The sequence below is a fragment of the Microbacterium awajiense genome, assembly GCF_039536545.1.
Classification (GTDB): domain Bacteria; phylum Actinomycetota; class Actinomycetes; order Actinomycetales; family Microbacteriaceae; genus Microbacterium; species Microbacterium awajiense.
Genome location: NZ_BAAAYU010000001.1, coordinates 63,093 through 89,032, shown reverse-complemented (window position 1 = coordinate 89,032; position 25,940 = coordinate 63,093). Strand labels below are relative to the sequence as shown.

The 25,940-nt window shown below is 70.7% G+C and carries 26 protein-coding genes; 5 read left to right on the top strand and 21 right to left on the bottom strand.

Annotated features, from left to right (window positions below; all coding sequences use genetic code 11):
- Positions 1-100: 100 nt before the first annotated feature.
- The 10 genes from pheT to infC form a co-directional block, all read right to left on the bottom strand.
- Positions 101-2,614, bottom strand: coding sequence for a phenylalanine--tRNA ligase subunit beta (gene pheT / locus ABD663_RS00450; RefSeq protein ID WP_344735852.1), 2,514 nt, complete (start codon positions 2,612-2,614; stop codon positions 101-103).
- The gene (gene pheS / locus ABD663_RS00445) at positions 2,614-3,663 is read right to left on the bottom strand and encodes a phenylalanine--tRNA ligase subunit alpha (RefSeq protein WP_344735851.1); all 1,050 of its coding nucleotides are present in this window, start codon (positions 3,661-3,663) and stop codon (positions 2,614-2,616) included. Before pheS ends, pheT begins: the two co-directional genes overlap by 1 nt.
- 11 nt (positions 3,664-3,674) lie before the next feature.
- The gene (locus ABD663_RS00440) at positions 3,675-4,610 is read right to left on the bottom strand and encodes an amino acid ABC transporter permease (protein ID WP_344735850.1); all 936 of its coding nucleotides are present in this window, start codon (positions 4,608-4,610) and stop codon (positions 3,675-3,677) included.
- Positions 4,607-5,254, bottom strand: a complete 648-nt coding sequence (locus ABD663_RS00435; protein ID WP_344735849.1) for an amino acid ABC transporter permease — start codon at positions 5,252-5,254, stop codon at positions 4,607-4,609. Before ABD663_RS00435 ends, ABD663_RS00440 begins: the two co-directional genes overlap by 4 nt.
- A gap of 72 nt (positions 5,255-5,326) precedes the next feature.
- Positions 5,327-6,196, bottom strand: a complete 870-nt coding sequence (locus ABD663_RS00430; protein WP_344735848.1) for a glutamate ABC transporter substrate-binding protein — start codon at positions 6,194-6,196, stop codon at positions 5,327-5,329.
- A 76-nt stretch (positions 6,197-6,272) separates the two neighbouring features.
- A complete protein-coding gene (locus ABD663_RS00425) occupies positions 6,273-7,070 on the bottom strand; it encodes an amino acid ABC transporter ATP-binding protein (RefSeq protein ID WP_425561742.1) in 798 nt (265 codons plus the stop codon).
- 81 nt (positions 7,071-7,151) lie between these two features.
- The gene (locus ABD663_RS00420; RefSeq protein ID WP_344735847.1) at positions 7,152-7,958 is read right to left on the bottom strand and encodes a TrmH family RNA methyltransferase; all 807 of its coding nucleotides are present in this window, start codon (positions 7,956-7,958) and stop codon (positions 7,152-7,154) included.
- A gap of 70 nt (positions 7,959-8,028) precedes the next feature.
- Positions 8,029-8,412 carry a 50S ribosomal protein L20 gene (gene rplT, locus ABD663_RS00415; RefSeq protein ID WP_344735846.1) on the bottom strand — a complete coding sequence of 128 codons (384 nt, stop codon included), beginning with the start codon at positions 8,410-8,412 and terminating at the stop codon, positions 8,029-8,031.
- 32 nt (positions 8,413-8,444) lie between these two features.
- Positions 8,445-8,639, bottom strand: a complete 195-nt coding sequence (rpmI, locus tag ABD663_RS00410; protein ID WP_344735845.1) for a 50S ribosomal protein L35 — start codon at positions 8,637-8,639, stop codon at positions 8,445-8,447.
- Positions 8,640-8,713: 74 nt separating this feature from the next.
- The gene (gene infC, locus ABD663_RS00405; RefSeq protein WP_344736893.1) at positions 8,714-9,373 is read right to left on the bottom strand and encodes a translation initiation factor IF-3; all 660 of its coding nucleotides are present in this window, start codon (positions 9,371-9,373) and stop codon (positions 8,714-8,716) included.
- A gap of 183 nt (positions 9,374-9,556) precedes the next feature.
- On the opposite strand from infC, the gene ABD663_RS00400 reads away from it, so the two are divergent.
- Positions 9,557-9,961 carry a DUF1844 domain-containing protein gene (locus ABD663_RS00400; RefSeq protein ID WP_425561741.1) on the top strand — a complete coding sequence of 135 codons (405 nt, stop codon included), beginning with the start codon at positions 9,557-9,559 and terminating at the stop codon, positions 9,959-9,961.
- A 36-nt stretch (positions 9,962-9,997) separates the two neighbouring features.
- Here the strand turns inward: ABD663_RS00400 and ABD663_RS00395 are convergent, their stop codons facing one another.
- The 7 genes from ABD663_RS00395 to ABD663_RS00365 are packed head-to-tail and all read right to left on the bottom strand — an operon-like array spanning position 9,998 to position 15,773.
- A complete protein-coding gene (locus ABD663_RS00395) occupies positions 9,998-11,437 on the bottom strand; it encodes a pyridoxal phosphate-dependent decarboxylase family protein (protein WP_344735844.1) in 1,440 nt (479 codons plus the stop codon).
- A gap of 60 nt (positions 11,438-11,497) precedes the next feature.
- Positions 11,498-12,256 (bottom strand): SseB family protein, encoded by a 759-nt coding sequence (locus ABD663_RS00390; protein ID WP_344735843.1) that lies wholly within the window; start codon positions 12,254-12,256, stop codon positions 11,498-11,500.
- Entirely contained in the window at positions 12,253-12,999 is a 747-nt protein-coding gene (gene priA, locus ABD663_RS00385; RefSeq protein WP_344735842.1) for a bifunctional 1-(5-phosphoribosyl)-5-((5-phosphoribosylamino)methylideneamino)imidazole-4-carboxamide isomerase/phosphoribosylanthranilate isomerase PriA, read from the bottom strand. The genes ABD663_RS00390 and priA overlap by 4 nt, the downstream gene beginning before the upstream one ends.
- A 54-nt stretch (positions 13,000-13,053) precedes the next feature.
- A complete protein-coding gene (hisH, locus tag ABD663_RS00380) occupies positions 13,054-13,704 on the bottom strand; it encodes an imidazole glycerol phosphate synthase subunit HisH (RefSeq protein ID WP_344735841.1) in 651 nt (216 codons plus the stop codon).
- On the bottom strand, positions 13,701-14,306 hold the full coding sequence (hisB, locus tag ABD663_RS00375; RefSeq protein WP_344735840.1) for an imidazoleglycerol-phosphate dehydratase HisB: 606 nt from the start codon (positions 14,304-14,306) through the stop codon (positions 13,701-13,703). Before hisB ends, hisH begins: the two co-directional genes overlap by 4 nt.
- A complete protein-coding gene (locus tag ABD663_RS00370; protein WP_344735839.1) occupies positions 14,303-15,388 on the bottom strand; it encodes a histidinol-phosphate transaminase in 1,086 nt (361 codons plus the stop codon). The genes hisB and ABD663_RS00370 overlap by 4 nt, the downstream gene beginning before the upstream one ends.
- Before the next feature lie 22 nt (positions 15,389-15,410).
- Entirely contained in the window at positions 15,411-15,773 is a 363-nt protein-coding gene (locus ABD663_RS00365; RefSeq protein ID WP_344735838.1) for a LysM peptidoglycan-binding domain-containing protein, read from the bottom strand.
- A 268-nt stretch (positions 15,774-16,041) separates the two neighbouring features.
- Here ABD663_RS00365 and lexA point away from each other — a divergent pair, with 268 nt between their 5' ends.
- From lexA to ABD663_RS00350, 3 genes are read left to right on the top strand one after another with little or no spacing between them, the layout of a single operon-like run.
- Positions 16,042-16,722: a transcriptional repressor LexA gene (lexA, locus tag ABD663_RS00360; RefSeq protein WP_344735837.1), complete on the top strand. Its 681-nt coding sequence runs from the start codon at positions 16,042-16,044 to the stop codon at positions 16,720-16,722.
- Positions 16,723-16,771: 49 nt separating this feature from the next.
- Complete coding sequence (locus ABD663_RS00355) at positions 16,772-18,223, top strand: hypothetical protein (protein ID WP_344735836.1); 1,452 nt, start codon at positions 16,772-16,774, stop codon at positions 18,221-18,223.
- On the top strand, positions 18,220-20,142 hold the full coding sequence (locus ABD663_RS00350; RefSeq protein ID WP_344735834.1) for a prolyl oligopeptidase family serine peptidase: 1,923 nt from the start codon (positions 18,220-18,222) through the stop codon (positions 20,140-20,142). Before ABD663_RS00355 ends, ABD663_RS00350 begins: the two co-directional genes overlap by 4 nt.
- A gap of 101 nt (positions 20,143-20,243) precedes the next feature.
- On the opposite strand, the gene hflX is transcribed toward ABD663_RS00350, so the two are convergent.
- Positions 20,244-21,758 carry a GTPase HflX gene (gene hflX, locus ABD663_RS00345; protein ID WP_344735833.1) on the bottom strand — a complete coding sequence of 505 codons (1,515 nt, stop codon included), beginning with the start codon at positions 21,756-21,758 and terminating at the stop codon, positions 20,244-20,246.
- 86 nt (positions 21,759-21,844) lie between these two features.
- On the opposite strand from hflX, the gene ABD663_RS00340 reads away from it, so the two are divergent.
- Positions 21,845-22,486, top strand: coding sequence for a class I SAM-dependent methyltransferase (locus ABD663_RS00340; RefSeq protein ID WP_344735832.1), 642 nt, complete (start codon positions 21,845-21,847; stop codon positions 22,484-22,486).
- Between the two features lie 16 nt (positions 22,487-22,502).
- Here the strand turns inward: ABD663_RS00340 and dapF are convergent, their stop codons facing one another.
- The 3 genes from dapF to miaB are packed head-to-tail and all read right to left on the bottom strand — an operon-like array spanning position 22,503 to position 25,905.
- On the bottom strand, positions 22,503-23,375 hold the full coding sequence (gene dapF, locus ABD663_RS00335) for a diaminopimelate epimerase (protein ID WP_344735831.1): 873 nt from the start codon (positions 23,373-23,375) through the stop codon (positions 22,503-22,505).
- A 9-nt stretch (positions 23,376-23,384) separates the two neighbouring features.
- Positions 23,385-24,338 carry a tRNA (adenosine(37)-N6)-dimethylallyltransferase MiaA gene (gene miaA / locus ABD663_RS00330; RefSeq protein ID WP_344735830.1) on the bottom strand — a complete coding sequence of 318 codons (954 nt, stop codon included), beginning with the start codon at positions 24,336-24,338 and terminating at the stop codon, positions 23,385-23,387.
- Positions 24,339-24,354: 16 nt separating this feature from the next.
- Positions 24,355-25,905 carry a tRNA (N6-isopentenyl adenosine(37)-C2)-methylthiotransferase MiaB gene (gene miaB, locus ABD663_RS00325; RefSeq protein WP_344735829.1) on the bottom strand — a complete coding sequence of 517 codons (1,551 nt, stop codon included), beginning with the start codon at positions 25,903-25,905 and terminating at the stop codon, positions 24,355-24,357.
- Positions 25,906-25,940 lie beyond the last annotated feature (35 nt).

Below are 25,940 nucleotides of genomic sequence, written 5' to 3'. Positions count from 1 at the left end.
TCTCATCACCCCTGCCGAGCGGACAGGAATGCACGCCGATCGGCCCGATGGGCGAGCATTCTCGTCCGCTCGGTACGGGGAGGGGGTGGCGGAGCGACGCCTACTCGCGCAGGGTCGCGCCGAAGCGCTCGGATGCCACGGCGACGCCGGCCAGCTTCGCCTCGGTCGCCTCGGCGGCGGTCAGCGTGCGATCGGGGGCGCGGAAGCGCAGCGCGAACGTGAGGCTCTTGGTGCCCGCCTCGACGCCGGGCCCGCGGTAGTCGTCGACGAGGCGCAGCGACTCGAGCAGCTCGCCCGCGCCGGCGACGAGCGCGGCGCGCACGTCGCCGGCCGGCACCTCGGCGGGCACGACGAGCGACACGTCCTGCGTCGCCGCGGGCAGGCCCGACAGCGACGCCGCCACGACCCTGTCGCCCGCCAGCGAGAGCATCCGGTCGAGGAAGAGTTCGGCGACCACGACGCGCCCCGACAACTCGGCGTCGGCGACGACGTCGGGATGCACCTCTCCGACGTAGCCCAGCTCGGTCTCACCCGCGAACAGCGCCGCCGTGCGGCCCGGGTGCAGCGCGGCGCGCGTCGTCTGGCGCGCGTCGACCGTGATCCCTGCCGCCGCCGCGGCGACGCGCACGGCGTCGAGGGCGTCCGCGAGGTCGACCGGCTCGGGCGCGACACCCGGCTGCTTGGCGACGCGATTGCCGGTCAGCAGCAGGGCGAGCACGCGCGGTTGCGGCGGAATCGACTCGTCGAGCTCGCTCAGCGTTCCGGCATCCGGGCGCACTGCGAGGGGGGGAACCGATGCCGTTCCGTATTCGACGCCGGGCTCGGGCAGGAAGACCGTGCCGGTCTCGAACAGCGCGAGGTCGGTGAAGCCGCGCGACACGTTGCGATGGGCGACCTGCAGCAGGCCGGGAAGCAGCGAGCGTCGCAGGAACGGCGTCAGGCCGTCGAGCGGGTTGGCGAGCTTCACCGACGGCAGATGCCCGTCCGACGGCGAGCCGTGCAGGGCGTTCTGCTCCTCGGTGGTGAACGGGAACGACGGGGTCTCGACGAGCCCGGCGGCCGCAAGGGCGTTCGCGACACGTCGACGGCCACGCTGAGCGGCGGTGAGGCCGCGCCCCGACGGGGGCAGCGGCAGCACCGACGGAATGCGGTCGTAGCCGGTGATGCGGGCGACCTCTTCGGCGAGCGTCCACTTGTCGGTGAGGTCCGGTCGCCACGACGGCGGGATGACCCGCCAGCCGGCGTCGCCCTCGGCGACCACGTCGCAGCCGATCGTCTCGAGCGAGCCGGTGATCTCGCCGTCGGTGTAGTCGACGCCGATGAGGCCGGAGACGAACCCGGCGGGCAGCGCGATCGTGCGCTCGCGGTACTCGGTGAACAGCGCGCCGCCGACGGTCTCGTCGAGCGTGCCGCCCGCGTACTCGACCATGAGGTCGGCCACGCGGCGCGCGGCCACGAAGGGCACGAGCGGGTCGACGCCGCGCTCGAACCGGCGGGATGCCTCGCTCGGCAGCTTGTGCCGGCGGGCGGTGCGGGCGATCGAGGTCGGGTCGAACGTCGCCGCCTCGATGAGCACGTTGCGCGTCTGGTCGCCCATCTCGGTCGTGCCGCCGCCCATGACACCCGCGAGGCCGATCGGTCCCGACCCGTCGGTGATGAGCAGGTCTTCGGGATCGAGGGTGCGCACCTTGCCGTCGAGGGTCTCGAGCTTCTCGCCGTGCGTCGCGCGGCGCACGGTGATGCCGCCGCGCAGCCGATCGAGGTCGTAGCCGTGGATCGGCTGGCCGAGTTCGAGCATCACATAGTTGGTGATGTCGATGAGCACACCCAGCGAGCGGATGCCGGCCAGCGTCAGCCGCGTGGTCATCCACGCGGGCGTCGGGCGGGTCGGGTCGACGTCGCGGACGATGCGCACCGCGAACTCGGACGCACCCGCGCGGCCCCGGATCGGCGCCTGGTCGTCGACGATGACCGGGAAGCCCTCGCGCGGATGCCGCAGCTCGTCCCACTCCCGCAGGCCGGGGTCGCGGAACGCGGCACCGGTGGCGTGCGCGTACTCGCGCGCGACGCCGCGCACCGACAGCGCGTAGCCCCGATCGGGGGTGACGTTGATGTCGACCGCGACGTCGTCGAGCCCGAGCAGCGCGATCGCGTCGGTGCCGACCGGCGCGTCGACGCCGAGTTCGACCAGGCGCAGGATGCCGGAGTGCTCCTCGCCGAGGCCGAGCTCCTTCGCCGAGGCGATCATGCCGTCCGAGACATGTCCGTAGGTCTTGCGCGCCGCGATCGGGAACGGACCGGGCAGCACCGAACCGGGCAGGGTCACGACGACCTTGTCGCCGGCGAAGAAGTTGCGAGCGCCGCACACGATGCCGCGCACGCCGCCGTGGGCCTCGCCCACGTCGACCTGGCACCACCGGATCGTCTTGCCGTTCGACTGCGGCTCTTCGACGAACGAGGCCACCTCGCCGACGACGATCGGCCCCTCGAGGTCGAAGCCGTGGACGTCCTCCTCCTCGAAGCCGACCGACACCAGCGCGGCGAGGACATCCTCGGCGGTCGCCTCGGCCGGAACGTCGACGTACTCGCGCAGCCAGGAGAGCGGAACGCGCATCACACCACCATCCCGAACTGCTCGCTGAAGCGCACATCGCCCTCGGCCATGTCGCGCATGTCCTGCACGTCGCTGCGGAACATCAGCGTGCGCTCGATGCCCATGCCGAACGCGAAGCCCGAGTACTCCTCGGGGTCGATGCCGGCCGCGCGCAGCACGTTGGGGTTGATCATGCCGCAGCCGCCCCACTCGATCCACCGCGCTCCGCCCTTGAAGGTCGGGTGCCACAGATCGAGCTCGGCCGACGGCTCGGTGAACGGGAAGTAGTTCGCGCGGAAGCGCGTCTTCGCCTCAGGACCGAACAGCACGCGCGCGGCATGGTCGAGCGTGCCCTTCAGGTGCGCCATCGTGATGCCCTTATCGACGACGAGTCCCTCGAACTGATGAAACACCGGAAGGTGCGTCGCATCGAACTCGTCCGTGCGGTAGACCTTTCCAGGCGACAGGACGTAGATCGGGATATCCCGCTCGAGCATCGATCGCATCTGAACCGGGCTGGTCTGGGTGCGCAGGACGAGATGGCGCGTGACCGGGTCGACGTAGAACGTGTCCTGCTCAGTGCGCGCCGGGTGATCGGGGTCGACGTTCAGGGCGTCGAAGTTGAACCACTCGTGTTCGAGCTCGGGTCCTTCGGCGATCTCCCATCCCATCCCGACGAAGATGTCGCTGATCTCCTCCTGCAGGAGCGAGATCGGATGCCGCGCCCCGACGCGGGCGCGCTGCGGCAGCGCCGTCACATCGATTCGCTCGGCCTCGAGCTTCGCGGCGGTCTCGGCCGCGGCGAGCTCCTCCTCGCGCGCCGAGAGAGCCTGGTTCACGCGGCCCCGGGCCTGTCCGACGAGCTTGCCGAACTCGGCCTTCTGCTCGGGCGGCACCTCGCGCATCCGCGCGTTGAGCTTCGCCAGCGGCGAGCCCTCGGCGGTGTGCGCGGCGCGGGCCGCCTTCAGCTCGGCGGTACCGGATGCGGCGGCGATCGCCGCCAGCGCGGCCTGCACAGCGGCATCCACCGCCTCGGGTGTGATCGGGGGGTTCTCGAGCGCGTCGGACACGAGAGACGAGTCTACGACCCGCCGCGCCCCCGTGACTCCTCGGCGTCCGCGTCGGCGTCGGCCAGCCGGATCGACGAGGTCGGGTCGGCGGTTCCGGGATCGGCCTCGCCGGTCTTGACCACGCGTCCGCCGCTCGCCGTGCGGCGCGACAGCCACCGCGCGAACCACGACAGCGACAGGTTGATCGCCAGATAGATCAGCAGACAGACGAAGAACAGCGAGAACAGGTAGCGGTTGCCGTAGAAGGTCGCCAAGTTCTTCATCATCGTGCGGATGAGCTCGTTGTAGCCGACGATGTAGCCGAGCGAGGTGTCCTTGAGCAGCACGACGAGCTGCGCGATGATGATCGGCAGCATCTGGCGGAACGCCTGGGGGAACTCCACCCGCATCTTCGACTGGAACTCGCGCATACCCACGCTCAGCGCCGCTTCGCGCTGGCCGCGCGGCAGCGATGCGAGCCCGGCGCGCAGCGCCTCGCCGATGAGCGTGCCGTTGTACAGCGTCAGGGCGATGACGACCGCCCAGAACGCGCCGGTCGAGGCGACCAGCAGGATGAACAGCATCATCAGCAGAACCGGCATGCCGCGCAGGAACTCGATGAGCCACGCGGTCGGGATGCGCACCCAGGCGATCTGGGACGACCGCATGAGCGAGAAGGCCACACCGAGCACGAGAGCGCCGACTGCCGCGACAGCGGCTGCCTGCAGCGTGGCGATGACGCCGCGGCCGATCGATCCCCACACCACGGGGTCGAGGAAGATGTCCCACCGCACCGGGTCGAGGATCGCCGGCACCTGGATGCCTCCCGACATGCGGGGCGTGGCCAGCTCGACGATGACCCATGCGAGCACCGCGAGGATCGCGACGAGCGCGACGATCGACAGGATGAGCGAGATGCGCCGCGCCCGGGGTCCCGGGGCGTCGAAGAGGACGCTGGGGCCGGTCATCGCTGCACCACCAGCCGTCGCTCGAGCTGGGCGGCCGCAAGTCCCAGCGGGACGGTGACCAGCAGGTAGAGTCCGGCGGCGGTCAGCAGGATGGCGATCACCATGTTCCCGTTCGCGTTGGCCAGTCGCTGGGTCGAGGCGAACAGCTCGAAGACGAAGAATCCGCCCGCCACCGAGGTGTTCTTGGTGAGGGCGATGAAGACGTTGATGAGCGGGGGGATGGTCATGCGGAAGGCCTGGGGAAGGACGACCAGCGAGACCGTCTGCCCGAAGCCCAGCCCGATGCTGCGGGCGGCCTCGGCCTGCCCGACCGGCACGCCGTTGATCCCCGAACGCAGCGCCTCGGCGACGAACGGGGAGGTGTAGTACGCGAGCGCGGCCATCGCGAGCGGCACGAAATCCACTCGCAGGCCGAGGAACGGCACCACGACGGTGAAGAAGAAGAACACCAGCGTGAGGGGGGTGTTGCGGGCGATCTCGGTCCAGATCGCGGCGAACCCGCGCAGTGAGGCGACCGGCGAGATGCGCATCGCGGCGATGATCGTCCCCAGGATCAGCGCGAGCACTCCCGAGACGACGAGCAGCAGAAGCGTCATCCGGAAGCCCTCCCAGAAGATGGGCAGCGTACTCAGGTACTGCTCCACTGGCGGGCGCTCCTTTCTCGTCGCGGGCTGGGGCGGATGCCCCGGGGCGCGGGCCCCGGGGCATCCGGTCGATCAGTAGCGGTCGGGTGTCGGCGGCTCGACGTACGGCAGGACCGTGCCCGCCGTCGAGTTCCACGCGGCTTCGTAGCTGCCGTCGGCGTAGGACTCTTCGAGCACGTCGTTGATCCACATCCGGAACTCGGTGTCGTCCAGCGCGAGGCCGATGCCGTAGGGCTCCTCGGTGAACGGCTCACCGACGACCTTGAACTCGCCCTCGTTCTGGGCGGCGAGGCCCGCGAGGATGACGTTGTCGGTCGACACGGCGACGACCTGCCCGTTGCGCAGCGGCTCGAGGCAGCTCGAATAGGCGTCGGTCAGCACCGGCTCCGCGCCGATCTCGGCGAGCTTCTCGGCGGGGGTCGACCCGGTCACCGAGCACACCGGCTGGCCGACGAGGTCGTCTTCGCTCTGGATGTCCTCGTTGTCGGCGAGCACCAGGATCGACTGGCCCGCCATGTAGTACGGACCCGCGAACGAGACGGCCTCCTTGCGGGTGTCGTTGATCGTGTACGTCGCGATCACGATGTCGACCTCGCCGTTCTCGATGAACGGCTCGCGGTTGGCCGAGATCGCCTCGACCCACTCGATGTTGTCCTCTGAGATGCCGAGCTGACCGGCGATGATCTTGCCGATCTCGATGTCGAAGCCCTCCGGTGTGCCCGACGGGCTCATGAGGCCGAACAGCGGCTGGTCGAACTTGGTGCCGATGGTGATGGTGCCGGCCTCGTTGAGGGCCGCCATGGTGGTGCCCTCCTCGAACATCATCTCCTCGCCCTCGGGCGCGGTGGTCTCGGCGGGCGTGTCGCCGCCTCCCGCGCATGCGGTGAGGGCGAGCGCACCGGCCGCGGCCAGGGCGATGAGGGGAAGTCTCACTCGTTTCATGTCTTCGTTCCTTTGCTGTGCGGGCCGCTCGTGGCGGCCGTTCCTTCGGCGATCGGCCGCGCGCGGCCGATCCTCATCAGTGCTCGAGGATCTTGGACAGGAAGTCCTTGGCCCTCTCGCTCTGAGGATTGGTGAAGAACTCGTCGGGTGCGGCTTCTTCGACGATGGCGCCGTCCGACATGAACAGCACTCGATCTGCTGCCTTGCGGGCGAACCCCATCTCGTGGGTGACGACGATCATGGTCATGCCGTCGCCGGCGAGGCCGATCATGACGTCGAGGACTTCGTTGATCATCTCGGGATCGAGTGCGCTGGTCGGCTCGTCCATGAGGATGAGCTTGGGGTCCATCGCGAGCGAGCGGGCGATCGCCACGCGCTGCTGCTGGCCGCCCGAGAGCTGGGCCGGCATCTTCTTGGCCTGGTTGGCGACGCCGACGCGATCGAGCAGCGCCATCGCCTTCTCGTCGGCGGCCTTCTTCTTCATCCCACGAACGCGGATCGGGCCGAGTGTGACGTTCTCGAGCACCGTCTTGTGGGCGAACAGGTTGAACGACTGGAAGACCATGCCCACGTCGGCGCGCAGCGTCGCCAGGGCCCTGCCCTCCTCGGGCAGCGGCACGCCGTCGATCTGGATCACGCCCGAGTCGATGGTCTCGAGGCGGTTGATCGCACGGCACAGCGTCGACTTGCCGGAGCCCGAGGGGCCGATGACGACCACGACCTCGCCGCGGTTGACGACGGTGTTGATGTCCTGCAGCACATGCAGGTCGCCGAAGTGCTTGTCGACGTGCTCGATCACGACCAGCGGCTCGCCACGTCGCACATTGATGTTCGACGTGCGCGGCGCGGGAGCAGGGGCATCCGGTGTCGCCATTCCGCCAGCCTGGCATGGCCACCCCGGCGATACACGAAGGTTGACGCGACCTTTACCGAGTCGTAACAGGCGCGGAACGGCTCACCCGCGCGACGCCGCGCGCTGGGCGAAGGCCGTCTCGTAGAGACAGACGCTGGCCGCGGTCGCGAGGTTCAGCGATTCGGCGCGACCGTAGATCGGCAGCCGCACCGACACATCGGCGAGCGCGAGCGCGTCGTCGTCGAGTCCGCGCGCCTCATTGCCGAACAGCCACGCCGTCGGCTCGGCGAGCACGCTGCGCCGGGCGAGGAAGTCCTCGCCATCGACGTCCGCCGCGATGACGCGGACGCCGGCGGCGTGCGCTCGCTCCACCGCGGTCGCCAAGTCGATGCCGACGGCGATCGGCAGGTGGAACAGCGAGCCGGTCGTCGCGCGTACGACCTTGGGGTTGTACGGGTCGACCGTGCGTCCAGTGAGGACGACCGCGTCGGCTCCGGCGGCATCCGCGGCGCGGATGATCGTGCCGAGGTTGCCCGGGTCGCGCACCTGCTCGCAGATCGCCACGAGTCGAGGGGATGCCGCGAACACATCGCGCACGCTCGTCGGGGTCTGACGCGCGACCGCCACGATCCCCTGCGGGGTGACGGTGTCGGCCATCGCGTCGATGACGTCTTCGCTCGCGAAGACCACCTCGATGTCGGCATCCCGAGCTGCGTCGCGCACGTCGCCGTGCTTTTCGAGCGCCGTCGGCGTCGCGAACAGCTCGACCACCGAGTCGGCGCGGTAGGCGATCACCTCGCGGGCAGCCTGCGGGCCTTCGAGCAGGAACAGGCCCGTCTCCTGGCGCGCGCTGCGCTTGGTGAGCTTGGCGACGGCGCGCACGCGCGGCGACCGGGGGTTCTCCAGCACGCCTTCAGTCTAGGCATGCGCAAGGGGCGCCCTCACGAGGAGGACGCCCCTTGGCGAGCGGGAGAGCGCGTTACGCGGTCTTGGCGGCGTTGACGTTCTCGGGCAGCGCCTTCTTGGCGGTCTCGACGAGCGACGCGAACGTCGCCGGCTCGTTGACGGCCAGCTCGGCCAGCATGCGACGGTCGACCTGCACGCCGGCAAGGCCCAGGCCCTGCATGAAGCGGTTGTAGGTGAGACCGTTCTGGCGGCTCGCGGCGTTGATGCGCTGGATCCACAGGCGACGGAAGTCGCCCTTGCGCTTGCGGCGGTCGCGGTACGCGTAGACGAGGGAGTGGGTGACCTGCTCCTTCGCCTTGCGGTACAGACGCGAGCGCTGACCCCGGTAACCGGAGGCGCGCTCGAGGATGACGCGACGCTTCTTGTGGGCGTTGACGGCCCGCTTGACTCTAGCCATTTCGTTTCGTTCCTAACCTGCACTCGCGCGCGTCAGCGCCCGAGGAGCTTCTTTGCGACCTTGGTGTCGGCCTTCGACAGCACCTGGTCCTGATTCAGGCGACGGGTGCGGCGGCTCGACTTGCCCTCGAGGTTGTGGCGCATACCGGCCTGCTGCTTCTTGAGCTTGCCAGTACCGGTGACCTTGAAGCGCTTCTTGGAGCCCGAGTGGGTCTTCTGCTTCGGCATCTTCTTCTTCCTTCGTTGTGCGTCCCGCCGGGCGGGAGTCGTACCCCACTCTTCGGCGGGAGCGTGCGGGGGTCCTACTCGGACCCGTCGGGGGCGGTGCGCGCCGAACGCGCGGCCTCGCGGTTGGCGGCGCGCTGAGCGTTCTGCTCCGCCTTCGCCTCGGACTTGTTCTTGTGCGGTGCGATCACCATCGTCATGTTGCGGCCGTCGATCGTGGGGTTCGACTCGACCGTGCCGTACTCGGCGACGTCCTCGGCGAACTTGCGCAGCAGGCGCACGCCCTGCTCGGGGCGGGACTGCTCGCGGCCGCGGAAGAGGATCATGGCCTTCACCTTGTCGCCCGCCTTGAGGAAGCCCTCGGCGCGCTTGAGCTTGGTGATGTAGTCGTGGGCCTCGATCTTCAGACGGAACCGCACCTCTTTGAGGACGGTGTTGGCCTGATTGCGACGGGCTTCCTTGGCCTTCTGAGCGGCCTCGTACTTGAACTTCCCGTAGTCCATGATCTTGGCCACCGGGGGCTTCGAATTGGCAGCGACCTCGACCAGGTCGAGGTCGGCCTCCTGTGCCAGACGCAGAGCGACTTCGAGCCGGACGATGCCGACCTGCTCGCCGTTCGGCCCGACGAGTCGGACCTCGGGCACGCGGATGCGCTCATTGATGCGGGGATCGCTGATGCGGAACTCCTCTTCGTGCGGATGTGCCGCCGCGACACGGGATGCGTCGCGGCCGGGGATCGACTCCACCCGGCACGACGCTCGAGCGCCGGCTTCCGCACCCTGACGACCCCGACGCAGAGCGATTCGGGGCGGAGCGCGAGACCCGGTAGCCTGAAGCGGCAAGCGCGGGTGGGATTCGATCCTCTTTGTTTCCGGAGCAGAACGCTCCGGAGCCCGCCATAGTTTAGCAGAGGGATGCCCGTGACGACGATTCCGGACTCGGGCGGCAGCCCGCAGACTGAGGAAGACCGCCAGGCCCGGTGGGACCGCGAAGCCGAAGCGGCCGCATCCGCCACCCGCGACATCGCGGATGTGCCCGCCGTGGAGGTCATCACCACGACCGCGGTGCACCTCATGAGCGCCGCGGCCGTGAAGGTCGGGCTGGCCGACGACCCCGAGAACCAGACCGATCTCGACGAAGCACGCAAGCTGATCAACGCGCTCGCCGGGCTCATCACCGCGGGCGCGCCCGAGATCAGCGACATGCACGCGCGGTCGCTGCGCGACGGCCTGAGGTCGTTGCAGCTCGCCTTCCGCGAGGCATCGGTCATCCCCGACGCGATCGGTCAGGGTCCCGGCGAGAAGTGGACCGGCCCCGTCACCTGACGCGGCAGGGTCGCCCTCGATACACGCGGCACGCTCCTACTCAGGAGCCGCGCCGCGCCGCAGGCGCGGTGTATCGAGCCCTCCGACGGCCGCCGCTCCGCGGGCGACGGCATCGAGCGTGCGGCGCACCGCCTCGGCGTCGGTGCCGTGGTTGCTCACGGCGAATCGCACCACGGCACGACCGTTCCAGTGCGATGACGATGCCCAGACGGTGCCCTCGTCGCGCAGCCACTCCCCCAGGGCGAGCGTCTGCTCGTCGGTGCTCGCGGCCAGGCACACCTGCGTGAAGACCACGTCGTTGAGCACTTCGAGCCCGTCGAGGGCGCGGAATCCATCGGCGAGCGCGGATGCCGCACCTGCCAGGCCGTCCACGAGGCCGGCGACGCCGTCTCGGCCCAGCGCGCGCAGGGCCGCCCACACCGGCACCCCCCGCGCCCGCCGCGAGAGTTCGGGCACCCGATCGTACGGATCGGGAACGGCGGCGACCGCGGGCAGGTAGGCGGCATGGGCGCCGAGAGACGCCGCCATCGCCGCCTCGTCGCGCACGATGGCGACCCCGCAGTCGTAGGGGACGTTGAGTGTCTTGTGGGCGTCGGTCGCCCACGAGTCGGCACCGTCGACGCCCTCGGCGAGGTGACGCAGCCGCGGGCTCGCCGCGGCCCACAGCCCGAACGCGCCGTCGACGTGCACCCACGCTCCGGCCTCGTGGGCGACCGCGATCGCTGAGACGAAGTCGTCGAAGGCGCCGGAGTGCACATCGCCCGCCTGCAGCGCGACGATCGTGGCGGCCCCGGTGTCGGTGGCGAGCGCGTGCTCCAGCCCCGCGACGTCGATGCGCCCCTCACGGTCTGCGCCGACGACCTCGGGCGCGCCCAGCCCCGCCAGCCGGCCGGCGAGCACCACCGACGTGTGCACGGCCGATCCGGCGAGCAGCCGGATGCGGGGCGCCTGCTGCAGACCGCCCGTCGACGCGTCGTAGCCGCGGTCGCGGAGCACGGCATCGCGCGCCGTCACAAGACACGCGAAGTTCGCCGCCGAGGCCCCGGTGGCGAAGCCGACGCCGCTGCGCTCGGGCAGTCCCAGCAGGTCGAGCAGCCACGCGCCGGCGACCTCCTCCAGCGCTGCGACAGCGGGCGTGGGCTGACGCGAGCCGGTGTTCTGGTCCCAGGCGGACACCAGCCAGTCGGCGCCCACCGCGGCCGGGTAGGCCCCGCCGATCACGAAGCCGTAGAACCGCGGCGAGCCCATCGCGATGAGCCCGGGCTCGGCGATCTCAGCCAGCTCGTCGACGACGGATGCCGCATCGCGCCCCGCATCGGCGAGCGTGCGGTCGATGCGGGCGAGCATGCCGTCGATGTCGGTGTCGGGGCGGATCGGCCGTTCGTCCCTCGTGGTCAGCCAGTGGCGCGCGTGCGCATGCGCGGCATCCAGCGCGCCCTCGAACGGCGCGTAGCCGTCCCGTTCACCCTCGGTCATGGTGCACCTCCGCTCGCGATCCTGGCCCGGCGTCGGAGGTGCCGCAAGGGCCGATCCGGATCAGCCGGCCCGCACCAGCTTGACGGTCAGCGAGTCGACGAGCACGGCGATGCGGTCATCGGACGACCACCGCTTCGCCAGACGTGCGAGCACGGCATCCAGCTCGTCGGGCTCCAAGCCCTGGATGAGGTGGAGGCGCACGATCAGCTCGGGACCGCGCAGGCGCGCCTGCGGATCGCCCTGCTCGACGGCGAGGTCGAGCACGGCGAGCTCACCGCCGATGCTCTCCTGCAGGCCGGCGAACACCTCGGGCGAGGTCGCCGCAGGCTCCCAGGGCTGGTCCTGTGCGATCGCCCACACCGCGGGACGACGCAGCACGAACTCGGTGTCGGAGCCGGGGTCGATGACGACCAGGTCGGTGTCGTCCGCCGAGGCCGACAGTGCCACGCGCCGCCCGTCCGCCGGGATCGGCCGTGCCGCGGCATCCCACCGCGCCATGGTGTCGACCGCGGTGAAGACCGGCAGCACACGACGACCGTCCGGCGCCGCCACCGTCGCGATGGCGAGCTCCTGGGTCTTGTCGACGGGCAGGTCGTGCGCGCCGATACCGGCGTCGCCCTTCTCGGCGACGAGCGGGATGAGCAGCCGAGCGCGGCGCACGGCATCGACGACCTGCTGCTGCGACCCGTGGCCGGCGCGGAAGGACGCCAGTGCGGCGGCCAGCGCGGGGTCGGCGGAGCCGTCATCGGACGCGTGCGGATTCGCGTCGAAGCTGCGCCCCTCCCAGGGCACACCGGCGGAATCGCCGTGCGAGGTCACCGTCCGGCCACGTCCAGGGCTTCGGCGAGGGTGAATGCGCCCGAGTACAGGGCCTTGCCGATGATCGCGCCCTCGACGCCCAGATGGACGAGCTCGCGCAGCGCCGCGATGTCGTCGAGGCTCGACACTCCGCCTGACGCGACGACGGGCTTGGGCGTGCGCGAGGTCACCTCGCGCAGCAGTTCGAGGTTGGGTCCGCGCAGGGTGCCGTCCTTGGTGACGTCGGTCACGACGTACCGGCTGCACCCGGCGGCCTCGAGGCGGTCGAGCACCGTCCACAGGTCGCCCCCCTCGCGGGTCCATCCCCGCGCTGCGAGCGTGGTGCCGCGCACGTCCAGCCCCACGGCGACCGACTCGCCGTAGCGGCCGATCACGTCGGCGGCCCACTCGGGGTTCTCCAGCGCCGCGGTGCCGAGGTTCACGCGTGCCGCGCCGCTGTCGAGCGCCGCCTCGAGGGAGCGGTCGTCGCGGATGCCGCCTGACAGCTCGATCTGCACGCCACGGGCCTGGTTGATGACCTTGCGCAGGACCTTGGTGTTGCTGCCCCGGCCGAACGCGGCATCGAGGTCGACGAGGTGGATCCACGCGGCCCCCTGGCGGACCCATTCGAGAGCGGCGTCGACGGGGTCGCCGTAACTCGTCTCGCTGCCGGCTTCACCCTGGGTGAGGCGGACCGCCTTCCCCCCGGCGACATCGACGGCGGGAAGCAGGATCAGCTCCGGGCTGGACGCGAAATCGTTCATGGCTCCTGGCGCGGGGTTCGGGCGGTGTCTGGTGCTCCCGCGGACGGCACGAGTTCAGAGAGTAGCCCTGCGGAGCCCGCCGATCCAATTGGAGAGCAGGCGGATGCCGGCCTCCCCCGATTTCTCGGGGTGGAACTGCGTGGCGGACAGGGGTCCGTTCTCGACGGCGGCGAGGAACGGCCCGCCGTATGTGCACCAGGTCAGAGTGGGCTGCGGGAACGGCGGCTGAACGTCGAGCTGCCATGACCGGGCGGCGAAGGAATGCACGAAGTAGAAGCGCTCGTGCTCGATCCCGCGGAACAGCACGGAGCCCTCCCCCGCCTCGACGGTGTTCCAGCCCATGTGGGGAAGCACCGGCGCGTCGAGTTCGGTGACCGCTCCCGGCCACTCGCCCAGTCCCTCGGTGTCGTCGCCGCGTTCGACGCCGTGCTCGAACAGCACCTGCATCCCGACGCAGATGCCCAGCACAGGTCGTCCGCCGGCCAATCGGCGGTCGATGAGTTCGTCGCCGCGCGTCGCGCGCAGCGCGTCGGCGACAGCCCGGAACGCGCCGACGCCGGGCACGACCAGGCCGTCGGCCTCGAGGACGAGAGCGCGATCCGTGGTCAGTCGCGCATCGGCGCCCGCGGCGTCGAGCGCCTTGACGGCTGAGTGGACATTGCCCGAGCCGTAGTCGAGGACCGCGACGAGCGGCCTGGAGGTCATAGAGCGCCCTTGGTGCTGGGCACGCCGTCGACGAGCGGGTCGAGCGCCTTGGCCTGCCGGAACGCCCGCGCGAACGCCTTGTACTCCGACTCGGCGATGTGATGGGGGTCGCGCCCCGAGATCACGCGCACGTGCACGGTCATGGCGGCGTGGAACGCGATCGCCTCGAACGTGTGGCGCACGAGCGAGCCCGTGAAGTGCCCACCGATGAGGTGGTGCTCGAAGCCGTCGGGCTCACCGGTGTGGACCAGGAACGGGCGACCGCTCAGATCCACGACCGCCTGGGTGAGCGCCTCATCCAGCGGGACGAGCGCGTCGCCGTAGCGCGAGATGCCGGCCTTGTCGCCCAGCGCCTCGCCGATCGCCTGCCCGAGCACGATCGAGACGTCTTCGACGGTGTGGTGGGCGTCGATGTCGGTGTCGCCCGAGGCGCGCACCGTCAGATCGGTGAGCGAATGCTTCGCGAAGGCGGTGAGCATGTGGTCGAAGAACGGCACCGTGGTGTCGATGCGGCTGCGACCGGACCCATCGAGATCGAGCTCGAGCTCGACGGTCGACTCGCTCGTGGCACGTCGAAGCGCGGCCGCGCGGTGGGTGCTCATGCCGCCGAGTCTATCGACGCGAGAGCGTCGAGGAACGCGGTCGACTCCTGCTCGGTGCCGGCCGTGACCCGCAGGTGGTGCGGGATGCCCACATCGCGGATGAGGATGCCGCGGTCGTACAGCGCCTGCCAGGTCGCGCGAGGATCATCGACCCCGCCGAACAGCACGAAGTTCGTCCAGGACTCGTACGGCTCGTAGCCGAGGGCGTCGAGCGTGGCCGAGATGCGGTCGCGCTGCCCGACGATGTCGTCGACCATCCGCAGCATGGTCTCAGCATGCCCCAGCGCCGCGGTCGCGGCCGCCTGGGTGAGCGCGCTGAGATGGTAGGGCAGCCGCACCAGTCGCAGAGCGTCGATCAGAGCGGGGTCGGCGGCGAGATAGCCGACACGCGCGCCGGCGAACGCGAACGCCTTGCTCATCGTGCGCGAGACGACCATGCGCTCGCGTCCGGGCAGCAGCGTGAGCGCCGACGGCGTGTCACGCGGGGCGAACTCCTGGTAGGCCTCGTCGACGACGACGACGCCGTCGGTGGCGTCGTAGACGGCGGCGATGGTCTCGAGGTCCAGAGGCGTACCGGTCGGGTTGTTCGGCGCGCAGAGGAACACGACGTCCGGTGCGGCGTTGGCGACCTGGGATGCCGCATCCTCGGGCGCGACCGAGAAGTCCGCCGCGCGGCCGCCGGAGATCCACTCGGCCCCGGTGCCGCGTGCGAGGAGGGGATACATCGAATACGTGGGTGCGAAGCCGAACGCGGTCCTCCCCGGGCCCGCGAAGGCCTGCAGCACGTGCTGCAGTACCTCGTTGGATCCGTTCGCCGCCCAGATGCCGTCGCGGTCGAGACCGTGGCCCAGGTACTCGGCGAACGCCTCGCGCAGCGCGGTGAACTCCCGGTCGGGGTAGCGGTTCACCTCGCCGAGGGCGCGGGCGACGGCGTCGAGGATGTCATCGGCGACGTCCTCCGGGACCGGATGCGTGTTCTCGTTGACGTTCAGCGCGACCGGCAGCGGAGCCTGGGGAGCACCGTAGGGCGTCTGCCCGCGCAGATCATCGCGGATCGGAAGGTCGTCGAGTCGAGCTGTCACCGCTCCATGCTAGGGCGCGGCCTCAGCGGTCGGCCGCGTACTCGGCAGGGATCGCGAGCGTCTGCCCGACCTGCAGTGCGGCGCCGTCGAGGGCGTTGAGACGGGAGATGGCATAGACCACGTCGCGCGGATCGGCGCCGGGGGCGACCTCTTCGGCGATCGACCACAGCGACTCGCCGTACGAGACGGTCACGGTCTGGAACGAGGCGGCCGGCGCCCCGTCGTCGGAACCGGCGATCGCGGCTCCGCCGCCGATGATCGCGAACGAGAGGGCGGCCGCGGCGGGCAGGGCCGCGACGGCGGCCAGCACGCGACGACCTCGCACGGTGAGACGCAGTCGGGTGGTGCGGATCGTCGGATGTGCGGAAAGCGCGATCGCGGTCATGTCTCCTCCTTCTGCGGTGAGAGCTTCGCATCCGGCACTCGGCCGGGAGGGCCGGATGCGAAGCTCTTTTCCGAAGCTATCTTCGATACACTCGTTCTGTCAACCTCGACAACGGGTCTCGATGTTCGGAACACGACACGCGGGCGCTTCGCTCGCGTGGGGCCGACCATCGGATACCGTTTCGATGGGAACACCACATCACGCACCTCCGACATTCGAAGACCGCTGCAGTCGTCGACGGTGACGGGCGGCGAGACGGGAGCACGACATGAACGACGCGATCGGGCGCGAGAAGCCGCAGACGCGACGCCGCCGCAGCCTCAGCGACAAGCAGATGGCGATCCTCGAGGTCATCCAGCGATCCATCGCGCGTCACGGCTACCCGCCGAGCATGCGAGAGATCGGCGATGCCGTCGGCCTCAAGTCGCTGTCGAGCGTCACCCACCAGCTCAACCAGCTCGAGCTGAGCGGCTATCTGCGCCGCGACGCCGGGAAGACGCGCGCCATGGAGGTGCTGATCGACCTGCCGGGAACCGCGGCCGAGAACCCCGCCGACACCGCCCCCGCGGTGGGCGACGCCGCACTCGTGCCGCTGGTCGGTCGCATCGCCGCCGGCGTGCCGATCACCGCCGACGAGCAGATCGAGGAGATCTTCCCGCTCCCCCGCCAGCTGGTAGGCAAGGGCGACCTGTTCATGCTCAAGGTCGTCGGCGACTCGATGATCGACGCGGCGATCTGCGACGGCGACTGGGTGGTCGTGCGCGTGCAGTCCGATGCCGTCAACGGCGACATCGTCGCTGCCATGCTCGACGGCGAGGCGACCGTGAAGGCATTCCGTCAGCGCGACGGCCACACATGGCTGCTCCCCCGCAACTCGGCGTTCGAGCCGATCCTCGGCGACGAGGCCGTCGTGCTCGGCAAAGTCGTCGCCGTGCTGCGCGCCGTCTGATCCGGAGCGGTTTCCCCGCGCGGCTGCCCACATCCGCCAGAATGGCCGCATGGCCAACTCCTCGCACTCGTCCGACACCGTCGATCTCGCCGCGCGCATCCGCGAACTCGAGGCCGAGAACGAGCGGCTGCGCGCCGCTGCCGACACGGGCGAGCCGCCGACGACGGAGCCGCCTGCCCGCGAGCGGCGACCCGGCCTCTGGCGTGCGATCCTGTCGGCCGTGTGCATCGTGCTCGCCGGCATCCTGGTGCCGCTGTCGGTCGTGGGCGCCTGGGCGCGCACCGAGCTGGTGAGCGAAGAGGCGTTCGTCCAGACCTTCGCCCCGCTCGCCGAAGACCCCGATGTTCAGCAGCTCGTCATCGATCAGACCACCGCGGCGATCAACGCATCCGTCGACATCGAGGGCATCACGGACGATGTCTTCGACGGCATCGCCGGGCTCGACCTTCCGCCCTCGGCCATCTCCGCGCTGAACCTGCTGCGGGCGCCGGCCGTGTCGGGAGTGCAGAGCCTCATCGACACGTCGGTGACGCGCATCGTGGAGTCGGATGCCTTCGCAGCCGTCTGGCAGCGTGCACTGATCGCCAGTCATCGGGCGCTTGTGGCCACCGCGACCGGAAACGAGGGCGGCGCCGTGACGATCGACGGATCGGGCGCCGTCGGCATCGAGCTCGGACCGATCGTCGATGAGCTCAAGGACCGTCTCGTCGAGCAGGGCTTCGGGTTCGCCTCCGCGATCCCGGCCATCGACACGACGATCATCGTCGCGCAGTCGGACGCGCTGGTGATCGTGGGCACCGTCTACGGACTCGCCGTCACAGTCGGCTGGTGGCTGCCCGTGGTCGCACTGGCGCTGGCGATCGCCGGCATCCTCATCGCCCGTCGACGCTCGACCGCATCGATGGGCGTGGGGATCGCCCTCGCACTCGGCTCGGGGGCGCTGGCCATCGGCCTCACTGCCGCGGGCGCGGTGCTGGGGCTGAGCGCCGGCAATCTGGGCATTCCCTCGCGCACGCTCGACACCATCTTCTTCACGGTGGTCGGCGCGATGCGCGACACGGCCGTCGTGCTGGTGTTCCTCGGCCTCGTCATCGCGGTCGCCGCATGGCTCGCCGGCAGATGGTCGTCGGCCGCGCGGGTGCGCGGCTTCGCCGCGTCGCTGTCGGCCGGCGCGCGCACCGGTCTGCGTCGACGAGGACTGGACACCGGCGCCTTCGGCGAGTGGATGTACCGTCAGCGCGTGCTGGTGAGGATCATCATCCTGGTGATCGCGATCCTCTCGCTCTTCCTGCTGCGCCCGCTCTCGTTCGGCGACGTCATCCTCGTCGTCGTGCTCGCCCTGCTCGTGTGGCTGGTCGCGGTGCTGGTGCAGCGCTCGCCCGACGACGACCCCGTGGTGGCGGCAGCGCCGCCAGAGGCCGAGGGGGTCGAGACGGAAGCCGCAGCGGACGAGACCGAGGCCGCCCACGCCGACGCGACAGGTCGTAGCGTAAAGGCGTGACGACGCTGCCCTATGGATCCTGGCCCTCCCCGCTCAGCGCCGAGGAGGTGACGGCATCCGCACCCCGTGTGGACGGAGCGCGCTTCGTCGGCGATGACATCTGGTGGGGAATGACCGTGCCCGCCGAGGCGGGACGCACGGGGGTGTTCCGCCGGGGTGCCGACGGCGAGGCATCCGTCGTCCTTCCCGCCCCGTGGAACGCGCGATCGCGCGTGCACGAGTACGGCGGTGGGTCGTGGGCAGCTGATGCCGAGGGCCGCCTGCTGTTCGTCGAGAAGGCCGATCAGCGGGTGTGGGTGCTCGCCCCCGGTGCGGGCGAGCCCGAACCGCTGACGCCGCCCGACTCGTCGATGCGGTTCGGCGGACTGGTCGTCGCCTCCGGCCGCCTGCTGGCGGTGCGCGAAGACCACCGCCGGGCCCCCGTTCCGGTGCGCGACATCGTCGAGATCCCTCTCGACGGTCGCGCGGCCTTCGACGCGGACGCACTGATCTCGGTCGCGGCCGACAGCGACTTCCTCGCCCAGCCGGCACTGTCGGCCGACGGGTCGCACCTCGCATGGGTCGCGTGGGATCACCCCTCGATGCCGTGGGACACGACCGAGCTGCGCGTGGGACGCCTCGAGGACGGCGTCGTGGTGCAGTGGGCCACCGTCGCGGGAGGCGCGAGCGCGCCGCTGCAGCCGACGTGGATCGGCGAGAACGACCTGCTCTACAGCGACGACCCGACCGGACGGTGGAACCTCTGGCGGCTGCGACTCACGGCGGATCTGCGACACTCGCCGGTCGCCGAGGCGGATGCCGACACGGGCGGACCGCTGTGGGTGCTGGGGCTGCGCTGGTACGGCGCGCTCGACGACGGCCGCATCGTCGCGGTGCGCACCCACGGGCGCGACCGCGTCGTCGTGATCGATCCCGCCACCGGCGTCGAGTCCGAGCTCGATCTCGGCGTCATCGCGGGCGCCTCGATCGAGGACGTCCGCGGCACGCGCGTCCTGGTGGCCGGCACCACGGCCCACGCCCCCGGGCTGTGGGTGGTCGACGTCGACCACCCCGCCGACCCCCTGCTGGTGCACGGCGGCACTCCCGCGTGGGAGCCGGAGTGGACGCCGATCGCCCGCGAGGTGACCGTGGACGGCCCGCATGGTCCGGTGCACGCCTTCGACTTCCCTCCGACCAACCCGGTGTTCTCGGGTGCCGACGACGAGAAGCCGCCGTACATCGTGCTCGTGCACGGCGGACCGACCAGCCACGTCGGCGGCGCGGCATCCGGCAAGATCGCGTACTTCACCAGTCGCGGCATCGGTGTGCTCGATGTCAATTACGGCGGCTCGACCGGGTACGGCCGCGCGTACCGCGAGCGCCTGCGCGGCATGTGGGGCGTCGTCGACGTCGACGACGTGGCGGCGGTGGCACGCGGGCATGCCGGCGCGGATCCGGCGCGCATCGCGATCGACGGCGGCTCGGCCGGCGGGTGGACGGTGCTGTGCGCCATCGCGCGGACGGATGCCTTCTCGGCAGGGATCTCGCGCTACGGCGTCGGCGATGCGCGCACGCTCGCGACCGACACGCACGACTTCGAGGCGCGCTACCTCGACGGGCTGATCGGTCCGCTGCCCGAAGCCGAGGGACTGTACATCGAGCGCTCGCCGCTCACGCACGCCGACGGCTTCGACGTGCCGATGCTGCTGTTGCAGGGAGCGGAGGACGCGGTCGTGCCCCCCTCCCAGGCCGAGGCGATCCGCGACGCGCTCGCATCCCGCGGCGTGCCGCACGCGTACGTGCTGTACCCGGGTGAGGGGCACGGCTTCCGTCGCGCCGAGACCGTCGTCGACGCGCTCGAGAGCGAGCTGTCGTTCCTCGGGGCCGTCTTCGGGTTCGCCCCGTCCGGGATCGCGCCGCTGGACCTGTCGACCCCCTGACCCCCCCGCCCCTCGTCGAGCGGACCCGAATGCCCGCGACACGCCGCGTCTGGCGTGCATTCGGGTCCGCTCGACGGAAGAAGTAGAGGTGCCCTGCCAGGTCAGCGGACGAACGGGGCCAGTCGCGCGGCGAGGTGCTCGTTCACCCGGGCGTGCACGGCGGTGCCGTCGGCCTCGTGCGCCTGCGACAGCAGCATCCCCTGCTCGTGGATCGCCGAGATGAGCTCTCCGCGGTCGTACGGCACGAGCGCGTGCAGTTCCACAGCCGGCACCGGCAGCGCGTCCTCGACGGCGGCGCGCAGCCCGGCGATGCCCTCGCCGGTGCGCGACGACACGAAGTGCGCCGACGGCTCGAGACCGCGCAGCAGCATGCGCGTGTCGTCGTCGACGAGGTCGGCCTTGTTGAAGACGACCAGCTCGCGGGTGTCGCGGGCTCCGACCTCGCCGATGACATCGCGCACCGTCGACAGCTGCGCCGCAGGATCGGGATGCGAGGCGTCGACGACGTGGACGATGACGTCGGAGTCGCCGACCTCCTCGAGCGTCGAGCGGAACGCCTCGACGAGCTGGTGCGGCAGGTTGCGCACGAAGCCGACCGTGTCGGTGAGCGTGTAGACCCGACCGTCCGTCGTCTCGCTGCGGCGCACGGTGGCATCGAGCGTCGCGAACAGCGCGTTCTCGACGAGCACTCCGGCGCTGGTGAGGCGGTTGAGCAGACTGGACTTGCCCGCGTTGGTGTACCCGGCGATCGCGACCGACGGGATCGTGTTGCGGCGCCGCTCTGCGCGCTTGGCGTCGCGCGCGGGCTCGAAGTCGCGGATCTGCCGACGCAGCTGAGCCATGCGTGTGCGGATGCGTCGTCGGTCCAGCTCGATCTTGGTCTCGCCCGGGCCGCGCGAGCCCATGCCCGCGCCTCCGGCGCCGACCTGGCCGCCGGCCTGCCTGCTCATCGAGTCACCCCAACCGCGCAGACGCGGCAGGAGGTACTCGAGCTGGGCGAGTTCGACCTGCGCCTTGCCCTCACGGCTCTTGGCGTGCTGGCTGAAGATGTCGAGGATCACGGTGGTGCGGTCGATCACCTTGACCTTCACGACGTCCTCCAGCGCACGGCGCTGGCTCGGCGCGAGCTCGGTGTCGGCGATCACCGTGTCGGCGCCGACCGCGGCGACGATGTCGCGCAGCTGCTCGGCCTTGCCGCGGCCGACGTAAGTCGCCGGATCCGGATGGGGTCGCCGCTGCAGCACCCCGTCGAGCACGATGGCCCCCGCGGTCTCGGCGAGGGCGGAGAGCTCGCGCAGCGAGTTCTCCGCATCCTCCTGCTCGCCCTGCGGGTGTACGCCGACGAGCACGACGTTCTCGAGCCGCAGCTGCCGGTACTCGACCTCTGTGACGTCTTCGAGCTCTGTCGACAGGCCCGGGACCCGGCGCAGCGCGGCGCGCTCCTCGCGATCCCACTGGTCGCCGTCGGTGTCGGCCTGGACGATCGTGCTCGCGTCCTGCAGCGCCTGCGCCGACCCGAACACCCGCACGCCCGAACGCGCCTGGGCACGCGACAACACGCGCTCGACCGGGTCGGTCGGCATGCCGGTGTCGTCGTGGGTGGTGGTATCGGTCATTCGCACTCCTCGGCTGCCCCTGGCCCGGAGCATCCGTAAACTCTAGCCTCCCGCACGGGGAGGGTCCTCCGCTACGCTCGTCAGCCATGGGGAGCGATCACTACTTCAGTGCGACCCCCGCCAGTGCCGAGAATCTGCGGCGCATCCGCGTGAATCTGCTCGGACGCGAGCTCGAACTGACCACGGCCTCCGGCGTCTTCAGCCCCGACCATCTCGACACGGGCACGAGCGTTCTGCTCGCGAACACGCCGCCTCCGCCGCCGGGCGGTCATCTGCTCGACCTCGGCTGCGGCTGGGGTCCCATTGCGCTGTGCCTCGCGCTCGAGTCCCCGCACGCGACGGTGTGGGCCGTCGACGTCAACGAGCGGGCCCTCGACCTCGTGCGCCGCAACGCCGATGAACTCGGACTCGACAACCTCAACGCCGTGACGCCCGATGATGTTCCCGATGACATCGCGTTCCGCACCATCCGGTCGAACCCTCCCATCCGCGTCGGCAAGAGCGAGCTGCACGGCCTGCTCGAGCGTTGGATCCCCCGTCTCGACGAGAGCTCGGATGCCTGGCTGGTGGTGGCCCGCAACCTCGGGTCCGATTCGCTGCAACGGTGGCTCGCCGCAACCTTCCCCCAGGGGTACAGCGTCTACCGGTCGGCGACGGCGCGCGGATTCCGCGTGCTCAAGGTGCGGCGGCACGGCACGCCGTCCAGCGCGGCGATCGACCTGCCCTGACGACCGGTCGGGCCCACTACGCCAGCGCGACCTCGCCCGAATAGACGAAGGTCGCCGGGCCCGCCAAGAGCACGTGCGACCGGCCGTCGACATCGTGCATCCGCACACCCAGGGATCCCCCCGGCACCTCGACCGTCCAGCGGTCGGGGGCGGCGGGTCCGGCCCAGTGCCGCACCGCGAGCGCGGCGGCCGCCACCCCGGTCCCGCAGCTGAGGGTCTCCCCGACGCCGCGCTCGAACACCCGCATCCGGATGCCGCCGACGCCCTCGTGCACGAGCGGATCGCGAGGCACGACGAATTCGACGTTCGCGCCCCGCTCGGGAGACGGCGTCAGGATCGGCTGCGCCGTGAGGTCGATGCCCTCGAGCTCGGCATCGTCGGGCAGGGCGACGACCACGTGCGGATTTCCGACGTCGACACCCGCCCCAGGACGCGGTACCGGCAGCCCCTTCGCGCGAACCAGCACGTCGTCCACGTCGTCGTCGACGCGCCACGGGCCGAGGTCGACCTCGAAGCCGAGTTCATGTGCCGTGACGGTCTTCACGCCCGCCCGTGTGCCGATCCGCAACGGCTCGTCGAGGCTCGCCCAACCGGCGTCGACGAGATAGCGCGCGAAGACGCGGATGCCGTTGCCGCACATCTCGGCGGCCGAGCCGTCGGCATTGCGGTAGTCCATGAACCACTCGGCTCCGGATGCCGCGGCCTCGGCGCCCACGTCGATGGCCGCCGAGCGCACGACCCGCAGCGTGCCGTCGGCGCCGATGCCGAACCGCCGGTCGCACAGGATCGCGACCTGGTCGTCCGAGAGGTCGAGCGTGCCGTCGGCGTCGGGGATCACGACGAAGTCGTTGCCGGTGCCGTGACCTTTGGTGAATGCGACAGTCGGCATGCGTCCAGTCTAGAAGGAGCCGGCTGCGACCAGGTCCGCGGCGTTCGACCCCGGCTCGATCCACTGCACAGCCCGATAGCGGCGGAACCAGGCCACCTGCCGCCGGGCGTACCGCCGGGTGAGCGCTTGCGTCTGCGCGATCGCGTCGGCTTCGGTGAGCTCGCCGCGCAGCTGGGCGAGCGCGTGGGCGTACCCGATCGCGCGCTGCGCGGTCACCCCCCGCTCGAGCCCGCGCTCGCGCAGCACGGCGACCTCGTCCAGCAGTCCGGCACGCCACATGTCTGCGACGCGGGCGTCCAACCGTGGCACGAGGCGGTCGCGGGCGACCCCGACGCCGATGAGACGGGTGCGGGGATGCCACAGGGCGGGCTCGTCCGGCAGGGCGGCGCCGTGGGTGCGCTCCCCCTGCGCGATGACCTCCAGCGCCCGCACGATGCGGCGCCCGTTGCGGGGGTCGACCCGCTCGGCGGTATGAGGATCGAGGTCGCGCAGGCGCGCGTAGAGCACCCCCGGACCCTGCGCGGCGAGCTCTGATTCGAGTTCGGCGCGAAGGGCGTCGTCGTGGGGCGGGAAGCGGAAGTCGAACACCGTGCCCGAGACGTACAGGCCCGACCCGCCGACGAGGACCGCGTCGGCGCCGCGGTCGTTGATCTGCGAGATCGCGCGGCGCGCAGCATCCTGATACCACGCGACCGCCGCCTCGTCGGTGACCTCGAGCACGTCCAGCAGGTGGTGCGGGATGCCGCGTCGGTCGGCCGGGGGCAGCTTGGCCGTGCCGATGTCCATGCCCCGGTACAGCTGCATCGCGTCGGCGTTGACGATCTCGGCCGGGATGCTGCGTGCCGCGAGCGCGTCGGCGATCTCGAGCGACAGCGCCGTCTTGCCCGTGCCGGTCGCGCCGACGACAGCCCACAGACGAGGCTCGCGTGGCGTCTCGGTCGCGCTGCGCGCGTCCTCGCTCACGAGCTGCGCCCTTCGCTCAGGCGCGCCCGACGCGCAGCGTCGGCAGTCCGAGCGACACCGCACGCGGAGCACCGGCATCGGGCGACGAGGGCACACCGCACGACTCGGCCTGGCTGCGATCCCAGGCGTCTCCGGCCGACGTCCGGCGGATCCGCAGGGGTGCACCGTCGGCGGAGTCGGCGAGCAGGTGGAACGGAGCGGCGTGCGTGACGACGACGCTCACGACGTCGCCGGGCCGCGGGCTGCCCGATCCGGCGGGCACCTCGAAGTGCACGAGACGGTTGTCTTCGGCGCGTCCGGTGAGCCGGTGCGTCTCGGCATCCTTCTTGCCCTCGCCGGTCGACACGAGCACCCGCAGCTCGCGGCCCACCTGCTTCTGGTTCTCTTCGAGCGAGATGCGCTCCTGGAGCGCGATGAGCCGCTCGTAGCGCTCCTGCACGACCTGCTTCGGAACCTGGTCGGGCATGGTCGCCGCGGGGGTGCCCTCGCGGATCGAGTACTGGAACGTGAACGCGCTCGCGAAGCGCGCCTGCTCGACGACGCGCATCGTGTCTTCGAAGTCCTCGTCGGTCTCGCCGGGGAACCCGACGATGATGTCGGTCGAGATCGCCGCGTGCGGGATGCGCTCGCGCACCCGGTCGAGGATGCCGAGGAACCGCTCGCTGCGGTATGACCGGCGCATCGCCCGCAGAACGCGATCGCTGCCGGATTGGAGCGGCATGTGCAGCTGCGGCATCACCGCAGGCGTCTCGGCCATCGCGTCGATGACATCGTCGGTGAACGCGGCGGGATGCGGGCTGGTGAACCGGATGCGCTCCAGCCCGGGGATCTCACCGGCGGCGCGCAGCAGTTTGCCGAACGCCTGCCGGTCGCCGAATTCGACTCCATAGCTGTTGACGTTCTGACCGAGCAGGGTGACCTCGAGCGCACCGTCTTCGACCAGGAGGCGGATCTCGTTCAGGATGTCGCCGGGCCGGCGGTCCTTCTCCTTGCCGCGCAGGCTCGGCACGATGCAGAACGTGCACGTGTTGTTGCAGCCGACCGAGATCGACACCCAGCCGCTGTAGACGCTGTCGCGCTTGGTGGGCAAGGTCGACGGGAACACCTCGAGCGACTCGAGGATCTCAAGCTCTGCCTCGCCGTTGTGACGGGCTCGCTCGAGCAGACTCGGCAGCGAGCCCATGTTGTGGGTGCCGAAGACGACATCGACCCACGGCGCCTTGTCGAGCACGGCATCCTTGTCCATCTGCGCAAGGCATCCGCCGACGGCGATCTGCATGCCGTCGTGCCGGTCCTTGCGCGATTTCAGGTGTCCGAGCGTGCCGTACAGTTTGCCCGCCGCGTTGTCGCGCACCGCACAGGTGTTGATGACGACGACGTCGGCCTCGGCGCCCTCGTCGGCGCGCACATAGCCGGCGCTCTCGAGCGAGCCGGACAGACGCTCCGAGTCGTGGACGTTCATCTGACACCCGAACGTGCGCACCTCGTAGGTTCGAGCGGTGCCGTCGGCCGAGTGCGCGGCGTCGGACGGCGCGATGAGCGTCGGGGCGGAGGACGGGGAAGACATGGTCCCGCCATTCTACGAGCCGCGGCCGAGAGACC